We start from the raw sequence: 14875 nt of genomic DNA on the forward strand, positions 1-14875 counted from the left end.
GATCCTTTTTCTAGTAATGCTATAACTGGAAATACAACAAATACTTTTGCTGTTTTGAATAATTTAGCACCAAATACAACTTATTATTTTTGGGTAAAATCAATTTGTGGCAATACACAAACTAACTGGTCTTCTGGTGGGTCATTTACAACACAAGTTCTTGGGATTGAATCTTTCTCATCAGATAAAATAAAACTTTATCCAAACCCCGTAAAAACTGTTCTTACTATTTCATTAGATGATAACATTTCAGCAATATCAGTTTACAATCTCATAGGGCAAGAATTGATGACTAAAACCATAAACAGCAACGAAGCTACGATTGATGTTGCTCATTTGTCAATAGGTACTTATTGGATAAAAGTAACTTCTAATAATGAAGTTAAAACAGTAAAAATAATTAAGCAATAAAGCGAAATATTTTATTTATTAATTGAAAATATTTTTTAAAAAGATAACTAAATAATTAACCAATTTAAACTAAATTTATGAGAACAGTATCCTTAATTTTTATGGTCTTTGCCTTTTTAGTAGGCGGATTTTGCGCTAGCATACTTTTTAGAAACATTGACAACAGAATGGGAACAGATGGCGACCCAAAAAAAACAGACGAGGTGTATCAATTAGTAGAAAAAGCTCAAACAGAAATTGATAAATTAAAAAAAGAAGGAATTGATGTAACCAAAATTCAAGACCCTCAAATTCAAGATAATTTAGAGCTTATTGAAAGTGTACCGCCAAGATGGCAGGTAGATTATGCAGGAAATACAGGAATTCTTTTAGCTGCCCTTGCATTTGCAATGTTAATTGTTGCTTTCATGAAAAAAGCAGCCGTTACGTCGTTAAGCATTCTTGTGTCTGTTTTATCTATTGTTTTATGGTATATCACTCCATACATAGAAGAAGGAACTTTTTCTGGTGCTAATCCTAAATCATTAGCGTTAATTGCTTGTATTGGATTAGTTGTAGCATCGGGTTGTGCCTTTATGAGCTATAAATTACATTTAAAAAAACAACAAGTAGCATAGTTTAAAAATTAGTGAAATGAAAAAAATTATTTTATTTGCTTGTCTTGTTTTATCAATAAACTCACAAGCTCAACTATTAGGAAAATTAAAAGAAAAAGTAGGCGGGAAAAGTAAATTAGAACTTTATCCTGAGGAAAAATTAGATATGCCACAATATCAAAATAACATTGGAAAAGTATGTTTTTCTAATGAAGAATTTGAACGTACCTTACCAGAATCTAAGTATATCAAAACCTATACATTTGGAGATAAACTATCCATGAGAGCTTGGTTTGCTAATTCTCCAGCAAATAGTATGATGTTACAATTGGAACAAAGTGGAATAAAACCAAAAGAAATAAACGAAAATAGAGGACCATTTGAGTACCAAAGTAAAATATTATTTGTTCTCTATCTTGATGGACAAAAAGTAACAAATACAAGTTATGCTTTCAAATTTAAAGAATCTGACATGCATGGATTAGCGACACATAGGGCTGAATTTAATGATGGAACAGACGATCTTTATTTCGGAGAATCTTTGATGATTGATCTTAAAAGAAAGCAAGATTTATTAACTCCTGGAACTCATAAGTTAAAAATTGAAGTTGTGCCTTTTAAAACAGCTGGTTTTGGAGACAACTTTGATTACAAACCTATAGCTGTTGGTGAAATAGACATGATTGTTAAAAACACACCTATTGATCGCAATGATCCTCAAGCTTGTCTACCAAAAGCAAAAATGACAGACAAAGCCTTAGAAGCAAAAATTATTGCTGCTTATAAAAACAGAAACTACGGAGATACACCAAAAGAAGTTAGAATTACTTCAGATCGTTGGTATATTGCAAAAAATGAGTACACGGGTATTCCTTTACGAAGAACAATAAATGTTACTATTGGCAAAACTAAAGATGGGAAATGCAGTTATGATGAATATAGTTTTGCTCAGGATTATGATGGTAATCAGTACCAAAATGAGTTATATCTTCTAGGTGAAGGCATTGGAACAAAACGCGAAATAAGTTGTAAATGTTTCACTCCTTAACTTCTTCCTAAAATTCATTAAGAACTCCTAACCATTCTAATGATTTTAGCTATTCAAAATCCCAAATTCTAAGAATTTGGGATTTTTTTATTTCCTTTGCATCAAAAGAAAACTTGCTTAAATGAAAAAAGAAAAGAAAAACGCAGCCATTGGATTCATTTTTATTACGATGTTAATTGATATCACAGGCTGGGGAATCATAATTCCTGTAATCCCTAAACTCATTCAAGAGCTTATAGATGGTGATGTGAGCGAAGCTGCAAAAATAGGTGGCTGGTTGACTTTTGCCTATGCCATAACTCAATTCATCTTTGCTCCTATCATTGGAAATTTAAGTGACAAATATGGGCGAAGACCCATCATTTTACTTTCTCTATTTGCATTTGCCCTTGATTATATTTTATTAGCCTTTGCTCCCACAATAACATGGCTTTTCATAGGAAGAATAATTGCAGGTGTATCAGGTGCGAGTATAACCACTGCTTCAGCTTATATAGCGGATGTTAGTTCTCCTGAAAATCGTGCTAAAAATTTTGGGATGATTGGAGCTGCTTTTGGACTAGGTTTTATAATTGGTCCAGTTTTAGGAGGTTTATTAGGACAATATGGCGCCAGAGTACCTTTTTATGCCGCTGCAATATTATGTTTAATAAATTTTTTATACGGTTATTTTATTTTACCCGAATCACTTACTAAAGAAAATAGGAGAACCTTTGATATTAAACGAGCTAATCCTATAGGAGCCTTTCTTCATTTAAGAAAATATCCAAAATTAATTGGTTTAGTTCTGGCTATTTTTCTATTATATGTTGCCTCACACGCAGTTCATAGTAACTGGAGCTATTTTACCATGTACCAATTTAAATGGGACGAGAAAATGGTCGGCATATCACTTGGTGTAATAGGTTTATTGGTAGGAATTGTTCAAGGCGGTTTAATCAGAATAATTAATCCTAAATTAGGCAATGAAAAAAGTGTATATGTTGGAATGGGACTCTATACTTTCGGAATGTTTTTATTTGCATTAGCTACAGAGAGCTGGATGATGTTTCTTTTCTTAATTCCTTATTGTTTAGGTGGAATTGCAGGACCCGCAATGCAAGCCGTAATTTCTAGTCAAGTTCCTGCCAATGAACAAGGTGAAATTCAAGGTACTTTATCCAGTTTAATGAGTGCTTCAGCTATAGTAGGACCACCTATGATGTCCATGGTTTTTTATTATTTTACACATAAAGACGCTCCCTTTTTATTTGCAGGGGCTCCCTTTGTTTTAGGAGGTATTTTAATGCTAATCAGCACAGTCATTGCATATATTTCATTTAAAAAGCGTTAAATAAGATACAAATAATGATTTGTATAATCAATTATTGCTTTCCCTTTTAAAAGAATATCAGCGCCTATAATACCGTCAATTGGAGCCACTCCATAATTAGACAAAACGGCATTAACATGTGTTAGATCAAAAACAACGAAAGTAAAATCTAATGTTTTCCAGGTAGATAGTTGCACTATATTTCTTTTAGCCAATTGTGTGAACATATCAGATGAACTGGCACTGGCTGCTTTAGAATCGGTATGTTCAGGAGACAAACCAAATTTGGTTACACTTTTAAAACCTAAACAACTATTTGAGGCGCCAGTATCTAAAATAAACCATCCCGAAACCCCATTTACTTTTGCTTTTAAAACGAGGTGTTGGGTTTTTAAAATTTTAAACTTTACTTTTTTGTATCTTTTCTTTGCTAAAAACTCTTTTAAATCGGTCATAATTGAAATAAAAGACCAAAATACAACATTTCATTTAATTTCTATAAATCAAAAAAGCCCTTAGTAAAATATCTAAAGGCTTCTTCTTAACTTAAAATTACTCACTATACAAAAAATTATTTATTCTCTAAAATTAAATATTGCCAAGGTTTTAAACTAATGGGAGTATCTGCTCTAAATGAAATGTTTTTTCCAGATTTATATTCTGTAAAATCTCCTTTTAATTCTATTTTAGTTTCAATAGATTGGTCGGACAAATTACCAATAAAAATTACTTTCTTACCTTCTTTTTCTCTTTCAAAAGCAAAAATATGATCCTCATTGGATGATATAATTTTTTTAAAACTTGCGGGGTATTTTCCACCATTTAATGCGGGGTTATTCTTTTTGAGTGCGCCTAAATTAGCACGTAATTTCCAATGATTCCCTTTCACTTTTGGAATAACATCTTTTTCAAAAAACTTCAAACTATAATCAAGTCCATATTCGTCTCCACTATATACTAATGGCATCCCTGGCAATAAATAAGTTAAGGCAGTCATTATCTCTTCGGCAGTGCCTAATCTACTTTTCATGGTTCCGTTCCAAGAATTTTCATCATGATTATCAACGAAGTTCATCAAAATATCATTGGACTCATATTGCTCATTCATCTTTTTCAAATAAGCATTTAGCTCTTTTACAGATTCTTTTCCTTGGGCAACCTTATTTAATGTATGATGCCCTTCCCAAGCATATACCATATCAAATAAATCTTCTTTAATTAATTCAGGCTCCCATGCTTCTGCCAACATAAATATGTTTTTTTCTTTTCTTAGTTGTGGAATGCATTGTTTCCAAAAATCTAAGGGCACATTACTCGCAACGTCACATCTATAACCGTCAATATTTTCCTTTGTAATCCAATATTTCATGTCTGCAATCATTTGTTTTCTTAACAATTGATTATCATAGTTTAAATCTGCCACATCTGTCCAGCCCCAAGATTTTCCAGTTTCTGGATTAATTGGATCAATAATTTCTCCTTTTTCGTTTTTAGTATAAAATTCAGGATGCTCTTTTATCCAAACATGATCCCACCCCGTATGATTAGGCACCCAATCTAAAATTACATAAATTCCATTTTCATGAGCAGTTTTAACTAAATTTCTAAAATCTTCCATTGTGCCAAATTCTGGATTTACTTTCTTAAAATCAGAAACTGCATAATAACTACCAAGATATTTATGTTGTTCTCCTTCAGGCATTTCTGAAGCAAACTTACTATTATCGCCTCCTGTTGCTTTTCTTTTAGTTTGCGAAATTGGAAAAATAGGCATAACCCAAATAATTTTTACTCCTAATTCTTTCAACTGTGGAATATCTTTAGTAAACGCATTAAAAGTTCCTTCAGGCGAATACTGACGAATGTTAGCCTCATAAATAACCGCATTTTCTAAGTCAGAGGAATTAAGATAGTAAGCTGTTGGTGGTACAAAATTTACATTTGATACTTTCTTTGACGAATTACAAGCTACTATTGTAAGTAGAATGAAGAATGATAACGTAATTTTTTTCATCTTTTATTTTTATTTTTTAAACAAAAAAAGCAAAGGAACTGAAAGTCTGTTTTTCCAAGCATTTTCCGAATGATCAGCCGCTTCAAATCTTTTATTTTCACTTGAAAAACTATTATAACCTTTCGCTCTTAAAATTTCAGACACTTTACTCTGATAAGGTAAGTAACTAGCATCTAATGTTTTAGTACCATAATCAAAATAAATTTTATGTGTTTTCGATTGAGGTAAATACCTATTTAGATAACTAAAAATAGCTTCAGGAATAGGATTGTGCTCTAAATTATTTAAGCCAATCCAATGAGTAGATAAGCAAGCAGCTTTACCAAAAATATTAGGATATTCGCAAAGTGCATACATAGAAATTAGCCCACCCATACTAGAACCCATTATAGCCGTTTTTGAGGCCGTTGTTTCAACAGAATAAGTCGAATCTACATATGGCTTTACTTCATTTACAATAAACTTTAAATAATTATCCGCTGACAAATTATTGAAATTCAAAAATAAAGAATTTGCTTTATCAAATACTATTTTCTTTTCTTCTCTAGTTAAATAAACCATTGCTTTTTGTGGAAAGTAATCCAGATGACGTACTTCAGGAATATTCCAAATAGCAACGACAATGACTTCGTTTATTTGTTGATTTAAAGTTAATTCAGAAATGGTTTCATCAACCCCCCACTCTTGTTTATTCCACGTTGTTTTACCATCAAATAACATTTGTCCGTCGTGCATGTATAGTACTTCATATTTTTTAGTATTAGAATATCCTTCTGGTAACCAAACATCAACCGTTCGAACTTGAACATATTTCGAAGGAAATTTCATTATTCTATGGATTGTACCCTCGAAATCAAGTTTATTAGAAAGTACTTCATAGGTAGGAATCCGTTGTGAAAACAAAAAAGAGCTAATCAATATGAATACCCAATATTTCATTTATTTTAATTCTAAAATCATAGCCGACTTACCTTCAATTAAAAGCTCATCTTTTAAACTAATTTCTTTACCACTAAGTACTTCTTTTCCTTTAGAAAATAAAAGTATATTTTCCTGAAAACGGGCTAATTTTAATTTTTGTGGTTCAGGATTATTATTCAAAACAACCATTACCGTTTCTTTCTCATTGTGACGGAAATAAACATACACATTATTTTCAGGAATATAGTGAGTCAATTTTCCTGTGTGAATGACTACTTTGTTTTTTCTCCAATTTAAAAGCTGTTTCGTAAAATTGAAAAATTGATTTTGTTCTGCAGTCCTTCCGCTTGCTAAAAAAGCATTATTTGCATCGCCTTTCCAACCACCAGGAAAATCTTGACGAATATCGGCATCACCCTTGCCTTTATCACCCGCCATTCCAATTTCGGAACCGTAATACAATTGTGGAATTCCACGCATAGTAGCCAATAATGTAAGCCCCAATTTATATTTTTTAATATCCTTATTGTAAATATGATTAAAACGTCCAGTATCATGATTTTCTAAAAAAATCAAAAGATTTTTTGGATCAGCATACAAAAAATCATTTACAAAATTTTCGTAAAATTTAATCATTCCGTTACTCCAATCAGCTTTATCTTCATAAAAAACATTACCAAAGATATCATGTAAAGTAAAATCCATAACACTTGGCAAAAACGAATTATAATTTTGTATTTTAGCAATTGGACTGTCTTTTTGCCAATAGGAAATTTGAGCTTGATCGTGCATCCAAACCTCTCCTACTATATTAAAATTTGGATACTCATCTATAATGGCTTTTGTCCACTTTGCGATTCCTTCTTTATCATTGTACGAATATGTATCTACTCTGAACCCGTCTAAATCAGCATATTCAATCCACCAAATTGCATTTTGAATTAGGTAATTTAACACTAAAGGATTCGATTGATTCAAATCAGGCATACTTGGAACAAACCAACCGTCCATACAATACTTTGCATCTCTTTTTGAACCGTTACTATCATATTGTGTAGTCATGCGATAATTACTTTGCGCATATCCAGGAAACTGATGAAACCAATCATAAGTAGGCATATCTTTAAACATCCAATGTTCTGCTCCCCAATGATTGGTTACATAGTCCATAACTAACTTCATTTCTCTTTTATGCATTTCAGCCGACAGATTTTGGTAATCCTCATTTGTTCCATATCTAGAATCTATACGATATACATCTGATTGGCCATAAGTATGATAAGAATATTCTTTGTCGTTGTCTTCACACAAAGGGGTGCTCCAAATAGCCGTTGCTCCTAATTCTTTTATGTAATCTAAATTATTGATAATTCCTTGAATATCCCCTCCATGTCTGCCTCCTGGCAAAGCCCTATTAGCTTTTTCAGTTAACATTGGTGAAGAATCATTCATAAGATCTCCATTAGCAAATCGGTCGGGCATTAAAAGATACATCACATCAGAAGCGTCAAAACTTTTTCTAAATTTTGAATTGATTTTACGCTTTTTAATTTCAAAATTTTTCTTGAATGTTTTCTTCCCATTAATAAATGTAAATTGCAACTCTTGAGCTACAACATTTTTGGTATCTATAGTAACAAAAAGATAGTTTGAATTTTCTGTTTTAGTCACATTTGTGATAACCACATTATTAGAAACGGTTACAGAATTTTGTGCTATATTGTAACCATAAAACAAAATTTGCACTTCATTTTTATTCATGCCTTCATACCAAAAAGGAGGCTCTACTCTCTCAATTTGAGCAGTTAGAATAACTGAAAAAAGAAATACATATAGTTGAATAAATTTTACCATGTTAATCAAAATATACCAAACTCGGAAAAGTCAAAGTTCGGAATGTTATTTAATTTCTTTAATTTGAATAGCAAAACCGCCGCCTGCTGGTGTTATTAAAGACAGTTTTGTTTTGTTATTTACTTTGTGTTTTGTTATTTTGTATGCCTGTGGATTCGTTTTATAATCAGTATTTTCAGCATCTGAATAGATTATGGCTTCGTATTTTTTCCCTTTTTCTAGAAAATCTAAATTTACCGAAGCTGCTCTAGAATTATAACCATTCGAATTCCCCACATACCAATTGTTTGATTTTTTATCTTTTCTAGCAATAGTAACATAATAGCCAGGTTCTGCTTCTAAATACTTTGTAGTAGCCCATTCAACAGGAACATCTTTTATAAATTGGAATGCATCTAAAAAGCGATTATAGTTATCTGGTAAATCGGCAGCCATTTGTAAAGGACTGTACATAACAACATACAATCCCAATTGATTAGCTAGAGTAGCATTGACATGAGAATTATTGTTTGGATTTAATTTTGCAATATCCATTTCAAAAATTCCAGGTGTATAATCCATGGGGCCACCAATTAATCTAGTAAACGGTAAAACAGTAGTATGATTTGCCTTTGAACCACCAAAAGCTTGAAATTCTGTACCTCTAGCCGATTCATTTCCTATCATATTAGGATATGTTCTACAAATTCCGGTAGGACGAACCGCTTCATGAGCATTGATCATGATTTTATTATCAGCAGCTTTCTCAATTACATATTGATAGTGATTTAAGATTGACTGACTATAATGGTGTTCACCTAAAGGAAGGATATTTCCTACATATCCTGTTTTCGCCGCTTCATACCCATTTGCTTTCATGAATTGGAAAGCATTATCTAAATGTCGTTCATAGTTTCGAGTTGAACCTGAGGTTTCATGATGCATAATCATTTTAATTCCTTTTGATTTAGCATACTCATGAATTGCTTTTACATCAAAATCAGGATAAGGTGTTACAAAATCAAACACATAATCCTTTTCGTGTCCGAACCAATCTTCCCAACCCTCATTCCAACCTTCAACTAAAACAGCATCAAACCCATGAAGAGCAGCAAAATCAATATACTCTTTTACATGTTTAGTATTTGCCGCATGTTTACCATTTGGCTTTACTTTTGAAAAATCAGTAACTCCTAAATGAACAGACGGAACCTCGTCAGTATATGCCCAAGAACTTTTCCCCGTAATCATTTCCCACCAAACACCTATATATTTTATAGGTCTAATCCATGATGTGTTAGTAATTTTACATGGTTCATTAAGATTTAATGTTATTCTAGAAGCCAATACATCACGTGCATCAGTACTTGCAATAATAGTTCTCCAAGGAGATACACAAGGTGTTTGTAGATACCCTTTATTTCCTTTAGCATCTGGTGTTAAATGCGATTGAAAAACTAAGTTCTTATCATCTAAATTCAAGTGCATGCAGGAATAATTAATCAAAGCAGCCTCATGAATATTTATGTAAATTCCATTAGCAGTTTTTAGCATCAAAGAAGTTTGAACTCCAGTATCTGAAAATTGTTTTTGAGATGCGTTTTCTGTTACTGCTTTTTTAAACAAACCTCGAATTTCAGTTAACTTACTCTCTGTGTAATCATATTCTTGCGTATCATAGTCCCCTGGGATCCAAAATGCAGTATGATCACCTGTCATAGCGAATTCGGTACGTTCTTCTTTAACAACAAAATACGTTAAATTTTTCTGTTCTGGAAATTCGTAACGAAAGCCTAAACCCTCGTTAAATAAACGAAAACGAATGATAATTTGTCTTTCGGTCTCATTTTGTTTTAATGTTAAGGCTAATTCATTATAATAATTACGAATTTCGGTTTCCTCACCCCAAATAGTTTTCCATGTTTCATCAAAACTATTTCGAACTTCATTTGCTAATTCAAAGTCATTCAGTAAAGACTTTTTATCTTTTTGAAGTTCTAATCCCAACTTACTTTTTTTAATGATTTCTTTGTTTTTCATGAAAAGTTGATAAGTTGGAGTACCATCATTTTCTAGAGCGAAAACTAATTTAAAATTTCCATTTGGCGATTTTAATTCTTGTGAAAAACTATGAAAAAAGGAAGTTACTCCAACTAAAAAAGCAACGAAATACTTTACCATAATACTAACTAATTAATTGTGAATCTCCATTTATAATTACTTCCAAAGCCTTGTTACCTTCTGAAGAAACAGAAGCCCCTTCATGCGTTACATTTACTTTGACAATAGTATTTCTAAAATTTATTTTAAATGAGTAACCTTTCCATTCTTTAGGAATTCTTGGTTCAAAAGTTAATTTACCTTGCTTAACTCGCATTCCGCCAAAACCTTCTACAATACTCATCCAAGTACCTGCCATAGAAGTAATGTGTAAACCTTCATGCACTTCTTTATTATAATCATCCAAATCTAATCGAGAAGTTCTTAAATAAAAAGTATAAGCCTGTTCCATTCTTCCTAAAACAGCTGCCTGAATAGCATGTACACAAGGTGAAAGAGAACTTTCGTGAACGGTAAATGGCTCATAAAAATCAAAATGACGTTCTAGAGCTTCTTTGGTAAAATGATCTTCAAAAAAGTAAAAACCTTGTAACGTATCTGCTTGTTTGATATATGGTGAACGTAAAATTCTATCCCATGACCATTTTTGATTAATAGGACGTTGTGACAAATCTAAATCAGCTACTGTAATTAATTCTTTGTCAAGAAAACCATCTTGTTGTAAAAACACACCCAACTCTTGTGAATAAGGAAAATACATGTTATCAGCAACGGCTTTCCAACCATCCATTTCAGCTTGAGAAAGTTTAACTTTATTCATGATTCTTATATAATCTAATGAATATTCGTTATTTACTTTTTCTATTTGTTCTAACGTATAGTCGATACACCATTTAGCTATGTAGTTAGTGTACCAATTGTTATTTACATTGTTTTCATACTCATTTGGACCTGTAACCCCTAAAATAACATATTGGTTTTTATGTGTTGAAAATGTTGCTCTTTGGTGCCAAAAACGAGCAATTCCAATTAAAACTTCCAATCCTTTTTCAGGGATGTAACTGTAATCCCCTGTGAATCGATAATAATTAAAAATAGCAAATGCAATGGCGCCGTTACGATGAATTTCTTCAAACGTAATTTCCCATTCATTATGACATTCTTCTCCATTCATAGTTACCATAGGATACAAAGCAGCTCCATTTTTGAAACCTAATTTTTTTGCATTTTCAATTGCTTTATCCAATTGATTGTATCGATAAACTAATAAATTTCTAGCTACACTTTGATTTTTAGTTGCCATATAGAATGGAATACAATAAGCCTCTGTATCCCAATAAGTTGAACCTCCGTATTTTTCACCCGTAAAACCTTTTGGCCCAATATTTAAACGAGCGTCTTTTCCAAGATACGTTTGATTCAATTGAAAAATATTGAAACGAATTCCTTGTTGTGCTTTTACATCACCATCAATAGTAATATCGCTCATTTCCCAAATTTGAGCCCAAGCCTTTTTTTGATTTTCTAATAAGGTTTCAAAACCAAGTTCCGATCCTTTTTGAATCACGTTTTTTGCAGCTACAATCAACGATTCAACTGGATGATTCATTGAAGAAACATATCCTCCCAATTTTTGAAGACTTACTGTTTGTCCTTTTACAGCAGCAATTTCGTAAGAGTATACAAGTGTATGTGTTGATTTTTTACTTTCCAATGGTTTTACATCTGTCATAACATTATTGATGTAAATACTGTTATGCATATAAGTTGCAACCGTAAAATGTGTTTTCAAAGTTCGAGACAAAACAAAAGCTTGATTATCAGATTCATGTACGCTTAGTGTTTCCCAGAATTGTTCTTCCCAATTGGTGTCTTCATTTTCGATTCCGGCGTCAATAAAAGGCTTAAAAACAACTTTTGCCTCACTATTCATTGGAGTTACTGCATAACGAATAGCGCCTAATTCATCTAAATCCAGAGATAAAAATCGGACTGCATTTACATGAACTTGGATACCATTTTGCATTGTAGCTTCAAAAGATCGACTTAGCCAACCTTCCTTCATATTCAATTCACGTCTAAAGTTTTCTACTTTTTGACATGCTGCTAAATCTAAATTTTCGCCATTGATTTCAACATGAATACCAATCCAATTTGGTGCATTTAAAACCTTAGCAAAATATTCAGGATAACCATTTTTCCACCAACCTACTTTTGTTTTATCAGGATAATATACCCCGGCTATGTAACTACCTTGAAAGGTACTTCCTGAATAATATTCTTCAAAATTGGCACGTTGTCCCATCGCACCGTTACCGATACTAAATAAACTTTCAGACGATTTAACTCGCGCTGCGTCAAAACCTTCTTCTATAATCGACCAGTTATTGGGTATAATATAATCTTGATTCATTTTCTCTTAATTATCAATTCTCAATTTGTCTCAAAGACAAGTACTAATTGTTTATTATATCTAATAAAAAAGAATTAGATATAGTTGTAAAATCATTGAAACAGAAATCTGCTTCATGTAACACATGATGTGAACCAATTCCAATACTAACCATGTGTGCTGCATTAGCAGCTTGAATTCCGGCTAGAGAATCCTCGAAAACAACACACGCTTCGTTTGGCATTTTCACTTTTAGTGCTCCTTGCAGAAAAACTTCTGGATCAGGTTTAGCATTAGTTACATCATTACCATCAACTAGGGCATCGAAATAATGAATAACTTTTGCTTTTTCTAATATAGGTTTTGCATTTTTACTTGCTGAACCTAAAACTATTTTTTGCCCCTGCTCTTTTAAAAAATCAAGAACACGAATGACACCTGGAAGAATTTCACTTTCATTCATTTTCTCTATGTAAGCCAAATAATCTTTATTCTTTTGAAGCAAGCACTTTTCTTTCTCTATTTGAGACAAAGAAACATTCCCCAAGTCTAAAATAATCTCAAGGGAGTGAACCCTGCTAACACCTTTTAACAATTCATTATCCTCATGAGTAAAAGGAATCCCTAAAGAATCAGCCATTTTTTTCCATGCCAAAAAATGGTATTTAGCAGTATCAACTATTACACCATCTAAATCGAATATAAACACCTTCTTATTCATTATTTATACCTATCTATCTTTAGAATCTTTTACTTTGAGTACTAACCAAGCAGCAATAAAAAAACTTATTCCACTCATAACAATAGCAAAGATGGCACGGTCTTGATATAGATATTTAACAAGAGGTCCACCTATGATTGCATTGACGATTTGAGGAATCACAATAAAGAAATTAAAAATCCCCATATAAACTCCCATTTTCTTTGGCTGAATAGAACCTGCTAAAATAGCATAAGGCATAGCCAAAATACTTGCCCAAGCAAAACCAACAAGAACCATTGAAAAAATTAAGGCTTCTTTATTAGGCATAAAATACATAGAAATCAACCCAATTCCTCCCAATGCAAGAGAAATCGCATGTGTTTTTCTTCTTCCTATTTTTTTAGCTACAAAAGGCAACGCAAATGCTACCAATGCTGAAACTGCATTGTAAACACCAAAAATGATTCCAACCCAGTCTCCCGCAGATTGAAAATCAGCACTTTTAGTATCTTCAATACTTAAACCATAGATATGTTGAGCAATTGCTGGTGTGGTAAACACCCACATACCAAAAAGTCCGAACCAAGAAAAGAACTGTACCCAACTCAATTGACGCATGGTTTCTGGCATTTTAGCAAAATCAGAAATAACATCTGAAAGCCTAGCCTCTCTAGCTTCACCTAAAGCTTCAATATGCGCTTGTTCCTCTTTGAACTGTTCTAATTCTTCTGGTGCATACTCTTTAGTTGTAAAAATAGTTACTAAAATAGAAGCAATTAATACCATTGCCCCAATAATAAATGAATAAATCAAGTTAGCCGGAACGGCTGAAGTGTTTGTTGCCTGATTGCTAATTTGAAACCAATGTGTTAAAACATAAGGTAACCAAGAGCCAATAACGGCACCAATCCCTATTAATGCTGTTTGAATACTGAAACCTAAAGTGTGTTGATCTGATCTCAAATTGTCTCCCACAAGTGCGCGAAACGGTTCCATAGCAATGTTAAAAGATGCATCCATAATCATTAACATTCCTGCACCCACCCACAGGGCTGGCATAAATGCAATAAAAATTTCAGCTTGTGGCATTAAAATTAAACCAACAGAGGCTAAAAGTGCTCCCGCTAAAAAGTAGGGCTTTCTTCTTCCGAATTTTGTCCATGTATTGTCACTGTAATGACCTATAACAGGTTGAACTATAAGTCCCATCAAAGGAGCTATAATCCAAAACCAAGATAGTTCATGCACATCAGCACCAAAAATTTGAAGCATTCTACTTGCATTTGCATTTTGCAAGGCAAAACCCATTTGAATTCCTAAGAATCCGAAACTCATGTTCCAAATTTCCCAGAAACTTAACTTACGCTTTTCCATTTATCGTAATTAGTTATTAATACTACGATAAGCGTTACATATGCTTATCAAAACTTGTTAGTGAAGTGAAAAATATAAGCTTTGATATTTACAAATATAAAATAAAAAAAAGGTAACTTTTACACTTTTAAAAAAATTTATTGTTTAAAAAATGTGGTTTTTAAAAAATTAAATATTTGTTTTTCAATACTTTATAATCAACTATTACGT

The 14875-nt window shown here is 32.4% G+C and carries 12 protein-coding genes; 4 read left to right on the forward strand and 8 right to left on the reverse strand.

Translation table 11 applies throughout. The annotated features are described in order from the left end of the window. The 4 genes from QZ824_RS07550 to QZ824_RS07565 all read left to right on the forward strand — a co-directional run. Nucleotides 1-411 (forward strand): T9SS type A sorting domain-containing protein (locus QZ824_RS07550; protein ID WP_291275412.1); only part of this gene is annotated, 411 nt, incomplete at its 5' end. Nucleotides 412-488: 77 nt separating this feature from the next. Then, nucleotides 489-1028: a hypothetical protein gene (locus tag QZ824_RS07555; RefSeq protein ID WP_291275413.1), complete on the forward strand. Its 540-nt coding sequence runs from the start codon at nt 489-491 to the stop codon at nt 1026-1028. A 16-nt stretch (nt 1029-1044) separates the two neighbouring features. Next, entirely contained in the window at nt 1045-2055 is a 1011-nt protein-coding gene (locus tag QZ824_RS07560) for a hypothetical protein (protein WP_291275414.1), read from the forward strand. 121 nt (nt 2056-2176) lie between these two features. Next, a complete protein-coding gene (locus QZ824_RS07565) occupies nt 2177-3388 on the forward strand; it encodes a TCR/Tet family MFS transporter (protein ID WP_291275415.1) in 1212 nt (403 codons plus the stop codon). On the opposite strand, the gene QZ824_RS07570 is transcribed toward QZ824_RS07565, so the two are convergent. The 8 genes from QZ824_RS07570 to QZ824_RS07605 form a co-directional block, all read right to left on the reverse strand. After that, nucleotides 3385-3822: a retropepsin-like aspartic protease gene (locus QZ824_RS07570; protein WP_291275416.1), complete on the reverse strand. Its 438-nt coding sequence runs from the start codon at nt 3820-3822 to the stop codon at nt 3385-3387. The genes QZ824_RS07565 and QZ824_RS07570 overlap by 4 nt on opposite strands. A 116-nt stretch (nt 3823-3938) precedes the next feature. After that, nucleotides 3939-5381 carry an alpha-amylase family glycosyl hydrolase gene (locus tag QZ824_RS07575; protein WP_291275417.1) on the reverse strand — a complete coding sequence of 481 codons (1443 nt, stop codon included), beginning with the start codon at nt 5379-5381 and terminating at the stop codon, nt 3939-3941. A 9-nt stretch (nt 5382-5390) separates the two neighbouring features. Beyond that, entirely contained in the window at nt 5391-6320 is a 930-nt protein-coding gene (locus QZ824_RS07580) for an alpha/beta hydrolase-fold protein (protein WP_291275418.1), read from the reverse strand. Further along, complete coding sequence (locus tag QZ824_RS07585; protein WP_291275419.1) at nt 6321-8156, reverse strand: glycoside hydrolase family 13 protein; 1836 nt, start codon at nt 8154-8156, stop codon at nt 6321-6323. 45 nt (nt 8157-8201) lie between these two features. After that, the gene (locus QZ824_RS07590) at nt 8202-10316 is read right to left on the reverse strand and encodes a glycoside hydrolase family 97 protein (RefSeq protein WP_291275420.1); all 2115 of its coding nucleotides are present in this window, start codon (nt 10314-10316) and stop codon (nt 8202-8204) included. Between the two features lie 4 nt (nt 10317-10320). Continuing rightward, nucleotides 10321-12609: a glycoside hydrolase family 65 protein gene (locus QZ824_RS07595; protein WP_291275421.1), complete on the reverse strand. Its 2289-nt coding sequence runs from the start codon at nt 12607-12609 to the stop codon at nt 10321-10323. A gap of 43 nt (nt 12610-12652) precedes the next feature. Beyond that, nucleotides 12653-13309 (reverse strand): beta-phosphoglucomutase, encoded by a 657-nt coding sequence (gene pgmB / locus QZ824_RS07600; protein ID WP_291275422.1) that lies wholly within the window; start codon nt 13307-13309, stop codon nt 12653-12655. A gap of 9 nt (nt 13310-13318) precedes the next feature. Next, nucleotides 13319-14665 carry an MFS transporter gene (locus tag QZ824_RS07605; protein ID WP_291275423.1) on the reverse strand — a complete coding sequence of 449 codons (1347 nt, stop codon included), beginning with the start codon at nt 14663-14665 and terminating at the stop codon, nt 13319-13321. Nucleotides 14666-14875 lie beyond the last annotated feature (210 nt).

Source organism: Flavobacterium sp., from assembly GCF_021151785.1.
In the GTDB taxonomy this organism is placed as follows: domain Bacteria; phylum Bacteroidota; class Bacteroidia; order Flavobacteriales; family Flavobacteriaceae; genus Flavobacterium.